Origin of the sequence: Desemzia incerta (assembly GCF_900115825.1) — a bacterium.
Lineage (GTDB): Bacteria > Bacillota > Bacilli > Lactobacillales > Carnobacteriaceae > Desemzia > Desemzia incerta.
On record NZ_FOXW01000003.1, the window covers coordinates 106855 to 122937 of the forward strand.

Annotated in this window: 27 protein-coding genes and 1 pseudogene; 25 read left to right on the forward strand and 3 right to left on the reverse strand. The window is 32.6% G+C overall.

Annotated features, from left to right (window positions below; genetic code table 11):
* Positions 1 to 33 precede the first annotated feature (33 nt).
* From BM137_RS04660 to BM137_RS04675, 4 genes are all read left to right on the forward strand, one after another.
* The gene (locus BM137_RS04660; RefSeq protein ID WP_092480203.1) at positions 34 to 1269 is read left to right on the forward strand and encodes a NupC/NupG family nucleoside CNT transporter; all 1236 of its coding nucleotides are present in this window, start codon (positions 34 to 36) and stop codon (positions 1267 to 1269) included.
* Positions 1270 to 1458: 189 nt separating this feature from the next.
* Positions 1459 to 1740 carry a type II toxin-antitoxin system RelE/ParE family toxin gene (locus BM137_RS04665; RefSeq protein ID WP_092480000.1) on the forward strand — a complete coding sequence of 94 codons (282 nt, stop codon included), beginning with the start codon at positions 1459 to 1461 and terminating at the stop codon, positions 1738 to 1740.
* A gap of 65 nt (positions 1741 to 1805) precedes the next feature.
* Positions 1806 to 2096, forward strand: coding sequence for a helix-turn-helix transcriptional regulator (locus tag BM137_RS04670; protein WP_092480001.1), 291 nt, complete (start codon positions 1806 to 1808; stop codon positions 2094 to 2096).
* Between the two features lie 196 nt (positions 2097 to 2292).
* Positions 2293 to 2949, forward strand: coding sequence for a DNA alkylation repair protein (locus BM137_RS04675; protein ID WP_092480002.1), 657 nt, complete (start codon positions 2293 to 2295; stop codon positions 2947 to 2949).
* Positions 2950 to 3270: 321 nt separating this feature from the next.
* On the opposite strand, the gene BM137_RS04680 is transcribed toward BM137_RS04675, so the two are convergent.
* Positions 3271 to 3522, reverse strand: a complete 252-nt coding sequence (locus BM137_RS04680; RefSeq protein WP_092480003.1) for a hypothetical protein — start codon at positions 3520 to 3522, stop codon at positions 3271 to 3273.
* Between the two features lie 224 nt (positions 3523 to 3746).
* Between BM137_RS04680 and BM137_RS04685 the strand changes: the two genes are divergently transcribed.
* Together BM137_RS04685 and BM137_RS04690 are read left to right on the forward strand one after the other, a co-directional pair.
* Entirely contained in the window at positions 3747 to 4187 is a 441-nt protein-coding gene (locus tag BM137_RS04685; RefSeq protein ID WP_092480004.1) for a LytTR family DNA-binding domain-containing protein, read from the forward strand.
* 14 nt (positions 4188 to 4201) lie between these two features.
* Positions 4202 to 4594, forward strand: a complete 393-nt coding sequence (locus tag BM137_RS04690) for a hypothetical protein (RefSeq protein ID WP_092480005.1) — start codon at positions 4202 to 4204, stop codon at positions 4592 to 4594.
* Here the strand turns inward: BM137_RS04690 and BM137_RS11385 are convergent.
* Positions 4595 to 4795 (reverse strand): annotated as a pseudogene (locus BM137_RS11385) (hypothetical protein); the annotation flags it as partial. It abuts the gene before it with no gap.
* Positions 4796 to 4946: 151 nt separating this feature from the next.
* Here BM137_RS11385 and BM137_RS04695 point away from each other — a divergent pair.
* The 18 genes from BM137_RS04695 to BM137_RS04795 all read left to right on the forward strand — a co-directional run bounded on the left by BM137_RS04695 (position 4947) and on the right by BM137_RS04795 (position 14757).
* Positions 4947 to 5366 (forward strand): MarR family winged helix-turn-helix transcriptional regulator, encoded by a 420-nt coding sequence (locus tag BM137_RS04695; protein ID WP_092480006.1) that lies wholly within the window; start codon positions 4947 to 4949, stop codon positions 5364 to 5366.
* A 2-nt stretch (positions 5367 to 5368) separates the two neighbouring features.
* Entirely contained in the window at positions 5369 to 5998 is a 630-nt protein-coding gene (locus BM137_RS04700; RefSeq protein WP_092480007.1) for a nitroreductase family protein, read from the forward strand.
* 17 nt (positions 5999 to 6015) lie between these two features.
* Positions 6016 to 6303 (forward strand): putative quinol monooxygenase, encoded by a 288-nt coding sequence (locus tag BM137_RS04705; protein ID WP_034537162.1) that lies wholly within the window; start codon positions 6016 to 6018, stop codon positions 6301 to 6303.
* A 3-nt stretch (positions 6304 to 6306) separates the two neighbouring features.
* Positions 6307 to 6666, forward strand: a complete 360-nt coding sequence (locus BM137_RS04710; protein WP_092480008.1) for a DUF1304 domain-containing protein — start codon at positions 6307 to 6309, stop codon at positions 6664 to 6666.
* Between the two features lie 610 nt (positions 6667 to 7276).
* Positions 7277 to 7639 (forward strand): hypothetical protein, encoded by a 363-nt coding sequence (locus BM137_RS04715; RefSeq protein ID WP_092480009.1) that lies wholly within the window; start codon positions 7277 to 7279, stop codon positions 7637 to 7639.
* Positions 7640 to 8039: 400 nt separating this feature from the next.
* Positions 8040 to 8324 (forward strand): DUF5316 family protein, encoded by a 285-nt coding sequence (locus tag BM137_RS04725; protein ID WP_092480011.1) that lies wholly within the window; start codon positions 8040 to 8042, stop codon positions 8322 to 8324.
* Positions 8325 to 8549: 225 nt separating this feature from the next.
* On the forward strand, positions 8550 to 8747 hold the full coding sequence (locus tag BM137_RS04730) for a helix-turn-helix transcriptional regulator (protein ID WP_092480012.1): 198 nt from the start codon (positions 8550 to 8552) through the stop codon (positions 8745 to 8747).
* Positions 8748 to 8749: 2 nt separating this feature from the next.
* Positions 8750 to 9196: a hypothetical protein gene (locus tag BM137_RS04735; RefSeq protein WP_092480013.1), complete on the forward strand. Its 447-nt coding sequence runs from the start codon at positions 8750 to 8752 to the stop codon at positions 9194 to 9196.
* 29 nt (positions 9197 to 9225) lie between these two features.
* Entirely contained in the window at positions 9226 to 9663 is a 438-nt protein-coding gene (locus BM137_RS04740; protein WP_092480014.1) for a hypothetical protein, read from the forward strand.
* A gap of 60 nt (positions 9664 to 9723) precedes the next feature.
* Positions 9724 to 10104, forward strand: a complete 381-nt coding sequence (locus BM137_RS04745; protein WP_092480015.1) for a hypothetical protein — start codon at positions 9724 to 9726, stop codon at positions 10102 to 10104.
* Between the two features lie 211 nt (positions 10105 to 10315).
* Positions 10316 to 10681: a hypothetical protein gene (locus BM137_RS04750; RefSeq protein ID WP_092480016.1), complete on the forward strand. Its 366-nt coding sequence runs from the start codon at positions 10316 to 10318 to the stop codon at positions 10679 to 10681.
* 224 nt (positions 10682 to 10905) lie between these two features.
* On the forward strand, positions 10906 to 11436 hold the full coding sequence (locus BM137_RS04760) for an SF0329 family protein (protein WP_092480018.1): 531 nt from the start codon (positions 10906 to 10908) through the stop codon (positions 11434 to 11436).
* Positions 11433 to 11876, forward strand: coding sequence for a hypothetical protein (locus tag BM137_RS04765; RefSeq protein ID WP_092480019.1), 444 nt, complete (start codon positions 11433 to 11435; stop codon positions 11874 to 11876). The genes BM137_RS04760 and BM137_RS04765 overlap by 4 nt, the downstream gene beginning before the upstream one ends.
* 136 nt (positions 11877 to 12012) lie before the next feature.
* Positions 12013 to 12408, forward strand: coding sequence for a hypothetical protein (locus BM137_RS04770; protein ID WP_143084236.1), 396 nt, complete (start codon positions 12013 to 12015; stop codon positions 12406 to 12408).
* 45 nt (positions 12409 to 12453) lie between these two features.
* Entirely contained in the window at positions 12454 to 12789 is a 336-nt protein-coding gene (locus tag BM137_RS04775) for a hypothetical protein (RefSeq protein ID WP_092480021.1), read from the forward strand.
* A 140-nt stretch (positions 12790 to 12929) separates the two neighbouring features.
* The gene (locus BM137_RS04780) at positions 12930 to 13823 is read left to right on the forward strand and encodes an SDR family oxidoreductase (RefSeq protein ID WP_092480022.1); all 894 of its coding nucleotides are present in this window, start codon (positions 12930 to 12932) and stop codon (positions 13821 to 13823) included.
* Between the two features lie 205 nt (positions 13824 to 14028).
* Complete coding sequence (locus BM137_RS04785; RefSeq protein WP_092480023.1) at positions 14029 to 14214, forward strand: hypothetical protein; 186 nt, start codon at positions 14029 to 14031, stop codon at positions 14212 to 14214.
* Between the two features lie 276 nt (positions 14215 to 14490).
* Positions 14491 to 14757, forward strand: a complete 267-nt coding sequence (locus tag BM137_RS04795; RefSeq protein ID WP_092480025.1) for a hypothetical protein — start codon at positions 14491 to 14493, stop codon at positions 14755 to 14757.
* 158 nt (positions 14758 to 14915) lie between these two features.
* Here BM137_RS04795 and BM137_RS04800 read toward each other — a convergent pair whose 3' ends face one another.
* Positions 14916 to 15338, reverse strand: a complete 423-nt coding sequence (locus BM137_RS04800; protein WP_092480026.1) for a hypothetical protein — start codon at positions 15336 to 15338, stop codon at positions 14916 to 14918.
* Positions 15339 to 15605: 267 nt separating this feature from the next.
* Here BM137_RS04800 and BM137_RS04805 point away from each other — a divergent pair, with 267 nt between their 5' ends.
* Positions 15606 to 16067 carry a hypothetical protein gene (locus BM137_RS04805; RefSeq protein WP_092480027.1) on the forward strand — a complete coding sequence of 154 codons (462 nt, stop codon included), beginning with the start codon at positions 15606 to 15608 and terminating at the stop codon, positions 16065 to 16067.
* Positions 16068 to 16083 lie beyond the last annotated feature (16 nt).

The following is a 16083-nucleotide window of genomic DNA, read 5'->3' on the forward strand; positions in this document are numbered from 1 at the left end:
CAATATTCGTTGGAGTAAGAAAGGTTGATAAAAGTGTCAGTAGTAAATGTATTATGGGGTATTTTGGGAGTTATCACAGTATTAGTATTAGGATTCATTTTAAGTGTAGATCGGAGAAACATTCAAATCCGAACAGTTCTGGGTGCTTTAGCGATTCAATTTGTCTTTGCTTTTATCACTTTAAAATCTGAAGCAGGAAGAGCTGCCTTACTTTGGGTCAGTGAAGCTTTAGGTGGAGTAGTTGGCTATGCCAATGAAGGAATAAAATTCTTATTTGGTCCATTGGTAGGTAATGGAGCAGTCTTTGCTCTTGAAGTATTGACCATCATTATTTTCTTTTCAGCCTTGATTTCTATTTTTTATTATTATGGCATTATGCAAAAAATCATTGATATTTTAGGCGGAGCTTTATCCAAGTTTTTAAAAACTACCAAAGTAGAGTCCTTATCTGCTGCAGCAAATATTTTTCTAGGGCAGACAGAAGCACCACTTGTGGTAAAACCTTACTTAAGTTCTATCACTGAATCAGAACTCTTTGCGATCATGGTCGGCGGTTTTGGTTCTGTTTCTGGGACAGTTCTAGTCGGTTATTCTCTTTTGGGAATCCCATTGGAATACTTATTGGCGGCCAGTTTCATGTCCGCTCCATCAGCGTTATTGCTGTCTAAAATTGTTTATCCACTTTCAAAAGAAACTTTAGTACAAATGGAACAAAATGAATTAGATGTTGATTTTGAAGAAGATCCTGAAGAAAAAGCTACGAATGTGATTGATGCCGCAGCTTCAGGAGCCATCACTGGTTTGAATATGGCTGTTCAAATTGCTGCAATTCTATTAGCTTTTGTTTCTCTTATTGCTTTACTGAACGGTATGCTTACAGGTGTTGGAAATTGGTTCGGAATCGATAACCTGACAATGGAAAGTATTTTAGGAATCGTCCTTTCGCCATTAGCCTTTCTAATTGGTGTACCTTGGGAAGAAGCTGCTACAGCAGCCCAGTTCATTGGTCAAAAAGTGGTCGTGAATGAATTTGTAGCTTTCAGCGGTGTAGGTCAAATTATGGATACTATTTCAGAAAAAACATTGATGATCTTAAGCTTTGGGTTGGCCGGATTTGCAAATATCGGAGCCATTGCTTCTCAAATCGGAGGACTAGGAGCACTAGCACCGAATAGAAGAAAAGATATTTCTCGCTTAGGTGTGCGCGCGATGATTACTGGTACCTTGGTATCATTATTGAATGCTGCAATAGCTGGAATGTTCATTTAATTTATAGCAAAGCCAAATCTATTTATACAATAGGTTTGGCTTTTTTGTGTGGTGAAATTAATCATAGCAGCTATATTCTTGAAAGAAATCACTTAAAATTTAAACTATTTTATGCAATAGTCTAGTAAATATTTTACAAAGTGTAGCGTACGTGCTACACTTTGTTCATAAAGAATAATGGGGTGTGAAATGGTAAAGCCTGAATTCGACTGGGGAAAAGACTTTGATGAATATCTTGAATCTTTAAGTTTGAAAGATGAAGCAAAGATAAGAGCTTTGATAGATCGAATTGAAAATAATGAATTGCAGGATTCTATTCGTAAAGATCGTGTAAAAAAATTAAATGATACCATTTATGAAATTCGCGCACAAACAGATGAGCATTGGCTCAGAGGTTGTTATTTTCAAATTAAAGGCACGCATTATTATATTACACATGGATTTAATAAAAAAAACGAACAAAACACCTAGTAAAGAGATAAGTAGAGCTAAAAGATTAGACAAGACTTTCTTTCTCAAAATAGGAGGAATGAAAAATGAGTAAAAATAGCGAAGCAATTAAAAAAAGAATGTTAGAAAGTACAGAATTTAAGCAAGCTTTTGAGGAAGAAAAAAGTAAATTAGATTTAGCGGATCTTATATTTGATTTGAGAAATCAAACAGGTTTGAATCAAACAGATTTTGCCAAGAAGGTAAACAAGTCTAGGTCTACTATTGCAAGAATTGAAAGTGCTAGAATAGAGCCATCGCTTTCTACAATAGAGGATATAGCACATTCTTTAGGTAAGAAAATTGAAATCAAAATAGTTGATAATGTTAATGTATGAAAAACGTTAAATTAGTTGGGAATTCTTTGGTAATTTAATGACAAATGTAATAAATCCTAGAATATTATATTTTTAATATTCTAGGATTTTTTATTTTGTACTCGATTTCTAAGGTATACTTGAATGGGACATTGTTCTTTTACGTAATGAGTTAATAAGTATAATATACGAGAAATTAGTTTTTAGGAGGTCTAGTATGTGGTACAAAGAAATATTTGAGCAGTTAGAAGCGCTAAGAGACCCGGTTCGCGCAGCGCAAATGGAAGCTTATATGCGGAATCAATTTCCTTTTCTAGGGATACCGGCTGCTCCTCGAAAAGCTGTTTATCAAAAAGCGTTTCGAAACGCACTAAAAGAAAAGAGAATTGATTTTGATTTTGTAGAAACTTGTTTTTCTAAACCAGAAAGAGAATTCCATTACGCTGGTGTCGACTATCTGTTAGCCATTCAATCGCTCCTTATACCTCAGCATTTACCAAAAATCAAGGAATACATTCAAAAAAAATCTTGGTGGGATACAGTAGATGGACTTGACGGGTTAGTAGGATCTCTCGTACTTCGCTATCCAAATTTGAAAAACACAATGATTGAGTGGAGTTTAGAAGACAATATTTGGTTGCGTAGAGTCGCCATTGATCACCAGTTATTGTTCAAAGAGAAAACAGACACAGATTTATTAGCTGCGATCATCAAAAACAACTTGAATGATACCGAGTTTTTTATCAATAAAGCGATTGGATGGAGTCTACGAGATTACAGCAAAACGAATCCTAAGTGGGTGGCAAATTTTATTCAAGAAAATCAGTCAGCTATGTCTACATTGAGCATTCGGGAAGGTAGTAAGTATTTATAGTAATCCTGGAACAATTCTTTTAGCATTTGCTTAGATTGCTAAGATATATTTCAAAAACAAAAAATATATCAAAGAGATTTATCCAGAGGTAGTTGAAAGAACTGAGTGAAGTATAGAATAAGATATTGCACTTTCTTATACAGAAACCTGCATCAGCCTAAAGAAAAAAACTCTTTTAGTTGATGCAAGTTTTTTGATTCTATTTGTATAAATTGTATGTTATGCCTTATTCGTTATTAAAATACTAGTAAATAGTTTAGTTTGTTTAGCATCACAATAAGCTAGAAGGACTATTTTGTTTTAATAAGACGATAGAAAAAGTTATTCAATTTCTGCAGAAATAATAGTGATTTCTCCATCGGGCGAGACTTTGCTTGTTCCTCTCTCTTTATTTTCTGTATTTTCCCATTGAATATAGTAGTCATCGTTTTCTTTTTCTGTTGAAATGATTTTAGCCGTTCCTAAGTGATTGCTGTACTTTTCAATAACCATCTTTTCAGCTTCGGTTTTGGAGATAGAAGAACATTCTGCTAATAAAGAGAACAGAGAAAATAGTAACGTGATTTTTTTCATGAGAGAGCCTCCGCATCTAATTTTTTGGTAAAAAAATCTAGTATTATTTATTTTGATTAACAAACGAGTTGTATCATTCTTTACAAGAGAACGCTTTAATATTTACAGAAATTTTTATTTTTATGTAACTAAGTAAGCTATAAATGCAGGATACAGAAATTAGATTGAATCACTATAGACTACTCCTGTAAACTAAATTTAAATAATAAGAAAGGAGAACTTACATGAAAATAATTTTAAAAGAAGATAAAAGTTTAACAGAGTCTATTATTGATATTACTTACAATATTTTCGATCAAAGAATAAAAAGGGTAGTGGAGTTAGTAAAAACAAATGGGGTTCAACTGAAGGGAGAAAAAGAGGGCAGTATACACTTGATGCCTAGTTCAGACATTTACTATATTGAAAGCGTCGATAATGTCTCGTTTCTGTATTCCGAACTAGATGTTTTTGAAAGCCGGGAAAAATTATACTCTTTAAACAATCAGCTAAAGAATACTTCATTTATCCAAATCAATAAGAGTACTATTTTAAATATGGATTATTTAAAGGATGTAAGTCCGTTGTCTAATTATCGGTTAGAAGGCCAGCTGGATAACGGTGAAAAAATAATCATCAGTCGACATTATATGAAGAATGTAAAACAATATTTAGAAATTCAATGAAGGGTGGTTTAGCCATGAAACAATTTTTTTCCGCAAATTTAAGCAATATGACCTTTATTTTCTCATTTATTATCTTATTGAATGCCATACTTGGTAATTTAGGAGACTTTAATAAGTTAGTCTTGTATTTAGCCGCTGTCACTTTGATTCTCACTATTCTTTCGTACGGCATCTCCTATATTAATTTTCATTTAGAATGGACCTATCATATTGTTCAATTGAGTTTTCTGTTTAGTGCATTTCTGTTATTGGGACATGTAATGAAACTAATATCATTTTCTCTCGAGAATATCTTAGTGAATGGTATTGTATTTTCAATCGTATACTTTTTAACTGTCAGACTAAGAAAACAGCAGCTCAATCAATTGGCGGATGCCATAAATGAACAATTAGGAGATAGAAAGTAATTATTTCAATAGATGATTAGTGGGAGCGTCAATAATTTTGTGTAAATAACTCGTCCTTCTGCAAAATAATGAGTTACTCATTAAAAACATTGAAGATAATTTCTGAAAATCTTTATAGCTTCTGTTTTCAAAATTTTGATTATATGTTTCAAAGATGGATACCAGGAAAAACTTTAATGTTTCTTCATTTTGAAACTGCTTTTAGACAGATGTATGTTTCGATTTACTTATTTTGTATGTCTAACTTAATTTGATAAACGAAATCTTTATTGTTTACAAAATGATTTTTTTGGATTATCATTGACTAGTCAATTGTTGACGCGTCAACAATACCCTGGAAAGGAGGTATATTTTGAATCTTAGAGAATTTAGTGGTCTTCTTTATCAGATAAAGATTGCTAACCAAGAAATGACATCCAGATTTGAGGAAGTAACAGGATTTAGCTTGACCAGATATGAATTAATGATGCTTCTTAATGAAACAGGAAAATGCTCACAAAAGCAAATACAGCATAAGCTACGAATAGATAGTGCTGCTGTAACGAGACATTTAAAAGTTCTAGAAGAAAAAGAATATGTAATTCGAGAAAGAAATAAAGAAAATAATCGAGAAATTTTCGTAGAAATTACTGAGAAAGCAAAAAAAGATCTTGAAATCTGTGAAAAAGAACATGATGAACTACAAAATCCTTTATATCATCTACTTAGTTCGGCAGAAGGAGAACAGTTACAACTATTACTTAAAAAATTTATCAAACAAGAAGAGGTTTAAAAATGACATTAAATAATGATTTTTCAGATATCGCTTATAATAGAAAATCTATCAGATTGTACGATGAGAGTGTCAAAATTTCTAAAGAAGAAATGCTTGAAATGATCCAGAAATCAACTGTAGCACCGTCGTCAGTAAATATGCAGCCTTGGCGTTTCGTAGTCGTCGAGAGTGCTGAAGAAAAACAAAAATTGAAACCATTAATTCGTTTCAATACAAGACAAAATGACACATCTTCAGCAATGATACTTATATTTGGAGATATGGAATGTTATGAGTATGGGGAAGCGATTTATAATCAGGCAGTAATTGAAGGTAAAATGTCTCCAAAAGTGAGAGATGAACAATTAGATGCAATCATCCCTTATTACAAAAATTTCACTAGAGAAGAAATGAATGATGTCGTAAAAATTGATTCCAGTTTAGCTGCTATGCAATTTATGCTTGTTGCACGTGCTCATGGATATGATACGAACCCTATTGGTGGATTTGAAGCCGATAAATTAGCAGAAGCATTTGGATTAAAAAAAGACCGTTATGTACCGGTCATGATTCTATCCATTGGTAAAGCATTAGAAGAAGGATATAATTCTATTCGACTGGATGCAAAAGAATTCACTACTTTTAAATAAGAGAGGAAGCTGATCAAATGAAAGTTATTAATGCCTCATTTTTTATCAAAGGGAATCAACGTGAGAATTTTCTATCAGACACCAAAGAATTAATTTCAGAAACTAGAAAAGAAGAAGGTTGTTTAGCCTACAATCTTTACGAATCCCTAGAAGAAAGAAATACCTTCATTATGGTAGAAAATTGGAAAGATCAATTTGCAATTGATATCCATAATCAAAATCCTTTACTACAAAATTTTATTAGTAAAGTAGCTGATTACAGCATAAAAGCACCTGACTTAAAAATTTTCGAATTTGGAGGATAAGTGATGACTATATGGTCTATTATTTTAACAGTAGTCGTTGCTATTGAGTTTTTTTATATCATGTATATCCAAACAATTATTACAACTTCTAGCAAGACAAGTCGTATATTCAATATTGATCAGAAAGAATTAAGTCAAAAGTCACTTAATGTGTTACTCAAAAACCAAGGAGTATATAATGGATTAATTGGGTTCGGATTGCTCTATGGTGTATTTTTATCACCAAATTCTCTTGAAGTCACAAGATTACTACTAGTTTACATTATAATTGTTGCTTTATATGGTAGTGTCACAAGTAGTAAAAAAATTATTTTTATACAGGGTGGTCCAGCTCTAGTAACCTTAATTTCAACACTCTTCTAATTTTATAATTATGCTGCTGTGAAAGCTCTAGTGTAAAAAAATTCCGTATTATAAATATACAATATACCGCGATGTAGTCCCTTAATATAAACTAAAACTAGTTAACATGGGCTTGGTTTCAAAGGCAATAAAAAAGAGGATTAAATAGAAGACTAAGAAGCTGATTCCAGTGCTGTACTGGTGTCAGTTTTTTTTATTTCCATTGCCCCCTTCATTAAGTGTAGTATTGTATATAGTTTTATCAATATAAGTCTTTAATTCTATTAAATTACTGTAATTATTCTAAGAAAATTTATCTTTAAACTAACCAAATGGCTAATCCTTTTATGCAGACAGTTCGCCTTTAAAAGTATGTACACAGCAGATAGAAGCAGCGGCAACACCAAAATCACTTTTCTTAACAATTAAACAAACATATGTAATTTATATATCTTTTTAGTCAAAACACGAGTATAGTTGAGTTAATAAAAAAGGTGTTTTTAAATTTAATCTTTTGAAAATAAGGATAAGAATGAATTTTACAGCAAGTGGTAGTTACTACTGTAGTCAAGAGGAGATGATTATTATAAAACGTATAAATGTAATCGCTATTTTTTTAGGAGGTATTCTTTTGTTTACATTAGGACATTTTTCTACATACACGTTTGAGGAGCCCGGTCCGAACTTAAGAGGAAACTACCAAGCCGGTGGAGGTGCTGCTTACGGACCTGGGAGTTATCAATTGATTTTTCATGAGGGAAAGCTTTACGAGTACTCTGATGACGAGTACACAGATACCGGGGAATATGTAGAAATTGAAGACAAAGTATATGCATTAAGCAGTGAAACGATAGAAGACTATATTGTACTGCAAGAGGATGACAGTTTCTATTTTCAGCCTGAAATCGGTGCAGATAAACCTGTTTACCACATGATTTCGGTCAGTAAGGTACCAACCTTTAATACTATGGACTACACCTCCGAAACAGATTAACTTTCATGAATTCATTGTGCTACTATTGTAGTAGTTATTATAGGGGGAGGCAGACAAAGTGTTTTTTGAACTTTTATTGATAGTAGGAGTGTTAACGATCCCGATTTGGGGAGTTGTCTTTTGCCTTAATCTGATTTCCATTATAGAAAAAATTCAGTATAAAAAAGATTTTACAAAAAATAAAGTATGGTTTACTATCTCATTTGTTATTATGGTCTCAACCATTACGTATGGTCTTGTAGCAAGTAGTTGATCAACACCAGCATGGATTCATCATTTTATTTTCTTACATATTCATTGTGTTTGTCTGATTCAAATTCCCTTCTTCTTAAAAGGGGGCTAAGTTTCTTAAAGTGATGTATAGCGCTTGTATTTAAAATAAAAGAGAAGAGGGATATACATGAAAAAGGGATACTTATTGGTCGGTTCAATTGGATTAATTTTGTTGAGTTACTTGGGGAGTATGTTATTCGATTATTCTTTTTATGCAGCCGTTCAGTGGATCGCTGGAGCTTTGACAATCGTGGCGATCATTTTATCAGGCGCTTTAACAAATGGCGACCGGGTAAGGTCTAATTATGCAACTAATCAAGAACGGACGAAAACAGGCATTTTTACTGGATGGAATATTTTAATTTTTGCGATTCCGTTTTATTTAGTCATGATGTATATTGAGTTGTTTTAGGGAAGTCAACAGTATAAGAGAAATTCATTAGAGAGCAGCAGTCATTCTGGGACTGTTGCTCTTTTAATTTAGTAAGTATTTTACTGTATTTTTTTGAAGACCATGAACAACTCAATGAAGAAAAAACTTTTATTGAGAAATGAAAAAGGGTTATACTTTTTATAAAAACTGTATGTTATAATTGTCTAAATGTAAAATATAGTTGTCATTAAAAGGAGCAGATATATGGCTAAAAACATTCGATTAAAGACAGCTCGTACACAAAAAGACCTCTCCCAAGAACAACTAGCAGATGCAGTGGATGTCACTAGGCAGACGATCAGTGCTATTGAAAGAGGAGATTATAATCCAACGATCAACTTATGCATCAAGATTTGCAAAGTACTGGGTGTAACATTAAATGATTTATTCTGGGAGGAATAATAGTGAAAAAATATGATGAATATCAAATTTTCATGAAGTACAAGTGCGCTAACCATTCTTTTAATCTTCTTACTGGTCTACTGTTGGTGAATGCTTTCTTAGGAGTCCGATTAGGTTCCCGATGGGAATGGGGAACAATGAAAGAGGTAGAGGTACTGGTGATTCTGCTTATAGCATCGCTGTTCAATACGATTATCAGTGTTTACCATAATGCGTGGTACACAAAAGTGAATGAAAAACGAGGGTATATGTGGTTTTTCTTGATAAGTGGGATTATAAATTTAACTTTTACTATTGAATATTTCATTTCTAATCCAAATAGTCTTCTGATTAATGGCAAAATCGGATTTGAAATTTTTAAACTCATGCCTGCATTATTAGGATTATCTATCTCAATCCCTTACTTTATTCGAGAATGGAATGAAAAAAGGATGGAAAAGAATGAGTAAATAATCAATCACATGGAGGAGGAATAAAGATGAAGGATTACGATGAGTATCAAAAAATAATGCGATATAAATATGGATACTATTCATTTATTTTACTCTTAGCTCTTTTATTGCTGAACGAATTTATTATGACTTCCCCCGATCCTCAATGGGGAGAAACTAATGGGCTTGAAACATTATTTATTATGGGTATAGTACTTTTTGTTTTTAACATTGCTACTATTTATCATAATGCGTATTTTAGTAAAAGAGAGAACGTCGCTTGGTATCTGTTATTCGATGTCCTAATGAGCGCGTTTTATATATTTATTCTTTTCTCTAATAAAGCAGGATTTCCTGACAATTTATTTATTGAAGGAAAATTAAGTTTCAATTCTTTTAATCTTTTAATTGGACTGATATTTTTAACTCGACCTATTACTTATTTGATCAGGAAAGGAATAGACAAATTTAGGGATAAAGAGTAGCGTAGTAATAGAGATAACTTTTTATCTTGAAGCTTATGTAAAATTAGGAGGAGAATTTTAATGTCCATTAAAATAATCAGAAAAACCGGATTTATGGGTATGGCAGTTCGTTTAGCAGTAAAAGTAAATGGAGAAAAAATTGCTAAAATATCTCATCAAGAATCTTTACAATTAAATATTAAAGAAAAAGAAGCTTTATTAAGAGTTTCGCAGTTAGGGACTATAAGCAACGAGATAAAAGTTAATGATGGAGATGTAATTGAAGTCAAAATGTCAAATTGGAGTTATCTCTTCGTTTTTTTATTATTTTTCAATATATTATTAAGTTCTTTAAACATACATTCTGGTTATCAAATAGCTGTAATGGCTATTGTAGTTATATTATGGCTGCTAACTCTGTTTGTTCTTAACGGTTTTCGGTTGAGGAAAATAAATGAATAAAAAAATATTTTCTCAAAATACATACAAGTAACCATTCATAAATTGAATGGTTATTTGTTTAGGCTTTTTTTCTAAAAAAACTATTGTATCTGGACTACTTCAATAAGAACATCTTAAACAAAGTGAGTTTTTTATACAAATTGTTATTTCACTTTCTTTCAACTAAGGTATAATGATGTTGTGAACGTTATCACAGAAAGTGGTGTGTAAGATGAGTAACAGAGACCATCAAAATAAATACGATAAAGAGAATAATATTTCCAGTTCTATGTATGACCGGGTAAACGCGAGTCAGACATCAGGTAATACAAATACTAATCGTACTACTGGCAGCATGAACAACAGTGACGAAAAAGCACCAGATCCTTCTTCATTTTCTACGACACTGTTTAATTATATATTTCGCTTAGTATTTACTTTAGGTTACATTTTTATTGGACTATGGGTCTTTAAGGATTACTTTTATGGAGAGAGCATTGATCAATTACTGCCTTCAGTAATTTTACTATTTGTTTCAATCGTTTTAGGCTTTATTTCTACAAAAATGATTCAAAAAGCAGTTTATAAATACAAATAGAATGGAGTGTCGATTGATGAAAATTCTTTTGAAACGATTCTGGAACCATATGACTCAACCCAGCTCAGTCATGTGGGCATTCATGTATTCTCTTTTTACCTATTTTATAAGTAGCCCCAGCACAAAATACTTAAGTTTTATTTTTTTAGCTATTTCTATAATCTTTTTAGCAGGAATGATTTATCAAAAGAAAAAGAATCCTACTATTTAGAGGAGGGAATGATATGCCTGACCAGCATTGGAGTAAGCTAAGGAAAAGGTTAGAAAATTTAATTTGTGAATCCTTAAGAGATCGCGTCAAATTCACGGTAACAAATTATCGTAAGGCTCATGATCAACTGGGGAGAGCTTTCATTTCTGTCGACAAAAATGAAGTGTTCAATATGTGTACTTTAACCTCTAATAATGCGCTTTTTGAAAAAGAAGAAGAACTTCTGGATGATCTCCAACTGAAATATGACGTATTTAATAAAGAACAAAACTGCAGTATTCAAAATAAATCTCATGAAATAATCACGACAGAAGGAATTTTTGCTCAACACGATTTTTTTGAAGCTGTAGAAAAATATCTCAATTCTTCTATTGAAGTATCCTTGCAGTCAAATCATATCATCATTAAGATTCTATCTTTGATTGATAGAAGAGTTGGGAAAAGAACGTTAAAAAAGATGGCGGATTTTATAGCACAAGAAAAAGAAATCGTTCAATACTTTTATCATTTACGTTGTGAAGCAGAAGGGCTAGAAAACATATGAAGAGAAATATAAACCGAAATATAAAAGGAAACAAATACAAGAATTTAATCAACCAACTCAGTGAATCTGCGGTCACTTTTTCTTTTGTAACTAGGGAAGACATCGGCATCAGTGATAACTCTATAAGAATCATAGAACGATTAACAGATTACCTTGTGAATTCTTATCCCACAAACGCGTGGTTGACCAATGAAGTTATAGATAGCCCTATTATTGGTCATATTTATTTTTATAAATTGAATTCAGAAACTAAAAATATTTTATTAGAAGTTTCGAACTCCTTATTTGAGTGGGGTGACGATGCTATAAGTGATTTACCCGAAGATATAGCATTTTACGATAAAGAGGAGAAACCTCTCTTATATGTTAACGGGCATGAAAATTACGCGGTGATAGAGGCATTATCCTTAAAAGATTATCTTAAAATAGTATTGCTTTAACAATGTATATTTTTAATAATTAGTAAATTAGAAAATGTAAATGTCCCAAATTGTCTATGAATATATACTTCTGAAGTTGAGAATTCAGTAAGATTAAACTAGTTTCTAAACTAAAAATAGGGAGATGAAAATGTCTATGAAAAAAACAACTTTTTATGGTTTGTTTGTGTTAATTCCGACAATTTTGATGATTGGTTACCGATACTTTTTACAAGTAACAGAAGAAGCTTTTTTGAGAGGTGAATTTATTTCAGAACCCCATGTTCAGGTGCTTTATACCTTAACTCCTACTTTCTTGGTTATGTTACTAATCTTTATCGCGTTATATTCAGTAAAATATATGAGAGAAGTGAATTTTCGTTTGATTGCTTTTGTTTGTTTCGCAATTTATTTGACGCTGTCTGTCTCTCATTTATTCACACCAATTTTGATAGAAAATGTTTCAGCGATTAGATATCTTTTACAAGATTTTCCTAAATATGCGGGGTTTTATGGTGGGATTTTTGTATACTCTATATTCCATAAAAAATAAAGTTGATTAAAGAGCCTTTATTTCTATTGAAAGGGAGATGTTCATTTGGCAGAAGAAGTTGTTTATTTTGAAGTGTTGAATGAGAAAGATTTACTAGAAGCGTTTCAACGCAAAGAAGACTACATATTGATTAAAGGTGAATACAATCAGGAAGTAAAAAGATTAGTAGACACCAAGTTGTCTGATGAGGAGCTGTTAGGGCTTGAATTAGGTTCTTCAGGACTGATCTATATAATTTCAGAATTGGTTTATAAATTATTAAACGCATTCAGCGATGAGCCAAAAACAAAGAGAACATTAGAATATGCTATTAGACAGTACAATGCAAAATTTGATGAAAAAAAGAGAATTATTTTGTATTTAAGACAGCTTGACTATTGATAAAACACATAACAGTTTTCCTAAAATCGATGTTTGGGGAGAACTGTTTTTTATTGATAATGTGATGCGTATCAATAGCCATATAAAAATTATCTTGTTATCCTTATTTATGTAATCATAAAAAAGGGAGATGACTTTTGATGGAAAACTCACATTTAACAGATCCACGTAACAAGTATTATGCGGATAAATTTCCGGAACAAGAACAAAATACCCCAGCATTACAAAGTAAGATGGAGCCTAGACCAGATTGCGGTGAAGAATCGTATAAAGGGTATAACCGACTTGAAGGACGCAACGCTTTAATCACAGGCGGCGACTCAGGTATGGGACGAGCAGCTGCTATAGCTTATGCTCGAGAAGGTGCCAATGTGGCGATTCATTTCTTCCCAGGTGAAGAAGAAGACGCGAATGAAGTAAAAGAATTGATCGAAAAAGAAGGCAGAAAAGCATTGCTATTGCCATATGACTTGCGTGAAGATGGGGCAGCAACAGAAATCGTTGAAAAAACGGTTGGGGCTTTTGGCGGCTTAGATATATTAGTATTGAACGCTGCTCAGCAAATTGCTCGCCCTTCGTTAAGCGATTTGTCGATGAAACAAGTACACGATACGTTCAAAGTAAATATCATCAGTATGTTTGAATCTGTAAAAGCTGCAGAAGAACATTTAAAACCAGGAAGTGCGATCATCACGACAACTTCCGTTCAATCATTTAATCCAAGCGAACCATTAATGGACTATGCGTCTACAAAAGGTGCAATCAGCAACTTTACAGTTTCCTTGTCTTCTTACTTTGCATCAAAAGGCGTGCGCGTCAATGGTGTAGCACCTGGTCCAATTTGGACACCGCTGCAATTGGACAATGGAAAACTAGAAGGGCAAGTTCCTGAATTTGGACAAAACAGCCCACTTGGACGTGCAGGACAACCTGTCGAATTAGCTCCAGTCTATGTTTTACTGGCATCAGATGAAGGAAGCTATATCACTGGTCAAATCTATGGTGTAACGGGTGGGCAACCAATCGATCTATAAACTTGATATTGATTATCGAAAAGCCTGAAACATTTCTGTTTCAGGCTCTTTTTATGTATCGTTTGAGAATTTCTATATTATATTGCAACTAACTATAGTCAAAAGAGACAAGGAGGTTTAAAATGATAGTAATAAATCACGGTTATTATTTATACATATCAGCATACAGAAAAATTTATGATATTCCATAAATGGAGGTCACATGATGTCAGTTAAAACGACTGTTCAAACAATACTCAATTTTTTAGCACTCGATATTATTTTTAATCCAATTGCAAATGCAGTTATTCCTATTAATGGAATAGGTGTCTTCTTGAGCTTTACTTATTGGGGGATATTGGCTCTTTTCGCATACATAGTGACTCATTTCTTGAATAAACAAACACGATGATTTCTATAAAATGTACAAACTTCGTTAGCCAAATTAATCAGAAAAGAGGTTTTTTTAGTGGGAAAGAAAGTTATCAGTTTTATTCTGCGTATATTGATATTGGTTATTTTTTATATCTGGGCTTATGAATATTTATTAGATAGATCTATGTCTGCTTTGTTTATCGTTATCGGCGTTGTAATAGTGCCTGAAATAATTCTATTCTTTTGGAGATTGTTCAAAAAAAGACGCAGTACTCCTGACGCAACTAAATAATGAAATGGGGCCTAGTTTAAGATGAAATCCACAAGATTGTATGTTAGCTTACGAATAGCGATTTTTGTATCGATGTTATTACTCTTGATTCCATATTCTATGCACAAGATAACTTTCGGTACTTGGCAAGTGTCAACTTATATCCTATTAGCTGGAAACTTTACTTTGATTGCTTTGAGGCATTATAAAAATCCCGTTCAAGGAGCTAAATTTGCTGTCGTTTTGAACAGTTTAGTAGCTGTCTCTTTCTTAATTGCAGCTTTTTACTGGGCTGTTTTTATTATTTGAAGATGAAGAAAAAGTTTTATTACAACTGAGAGAAGAAGGACAAAAAAAACAATAACTTTTCAATTATCAACTACCTATAAACAACACTACACCCCTCGTACTTATCTAAATAAGATAGGCACGAGGGGTGTAGTTTTTAGTATAATTAATATATATATTTATTTCTGGATTAAATTCAGAAAGGACTGCGTATTTTTCACTTGAATATCTGATCCAAATTGGTCATTTACCATTTCAATGAATTCAGTTAACCAAGATCCAGATGGATAATCAACTTCAAAATCACAGTTCAAGCCAAAAAAATCGACAGAATAATCAATATCGTATTTGTAACTTAATAAACCCTCAGCAAAAGACAATATCCATTCTTTTTGTTTTTCAGTTAAATCGTCTAATACACCAACTTTTACAGAAAAGTCATTGTCTGAAGGCTCGAAGGAATCATCAAATAGAGCTTTTCCATAAGACTCAGGAGTACGATTTTTTGTATCGGTTATTAGGAAGTAAGCAATCGTTTCGGAATTTTCATCAAAACGGTAAAACTCATGCTTCTCCGTTAAAAAGTATCTTGAAAAATTCAAGAGACCACCTCTTTTGTAGATAATTCCGCAATTTTGGTTTCCAACGAATGAATATCATTGTTTTATTGCCTTCTCGTTATTTTATCCGTTTACAGAACACTAATCAATAGTCTTAGATTTTATAATCGGTTTAAGACCATCATATAATACTCGTCCACATGTTTATTCGTAAAGGATATCTAACTAAAAAATCATACTTATCTAAGTAATTTCACTGAAAAACTGCTATACTGAAAAGGAACGAAAGTATGAGTGAGGAGCAATTACATGTTATCATTTGAAGAAAAAAAGGCTATTTTTGACAGCTACCCAGAACTAACAGCTACACCTGTATCCATGAACCGAGTGAATTATCATTTTGAAGGAAGTGCTATTGCCAAAACGATGGTCGTACGTTTCTTACACCCAAATGGCAATGCCTTGATTTATGCAGGGTACATGCCTAAAGAAGAAACGGAAAAAGAAGGGTATATTTCTGTTTTAGAAGCTTCTGAAGCGGAAATCAGAGACCTAGTAGATAAAGCTTTAGAGTATTTGAAGAAAAAAGAAAACGGCTATGAAGTGGGATACCAAGAATTATGGACCAATCATTACGGCGAAAAATTGATTTTGCAGTATGATCACCCTATGTGGGCTGTACTCGTTGAGAACGGACAAATCGAAGGCATCTTCAAATCTAAAGAGGCAGCTGAAGGCTACTTGATGGATGAAGGATTCTTGGAAGAGTAATTTAAAGAAATTGTAC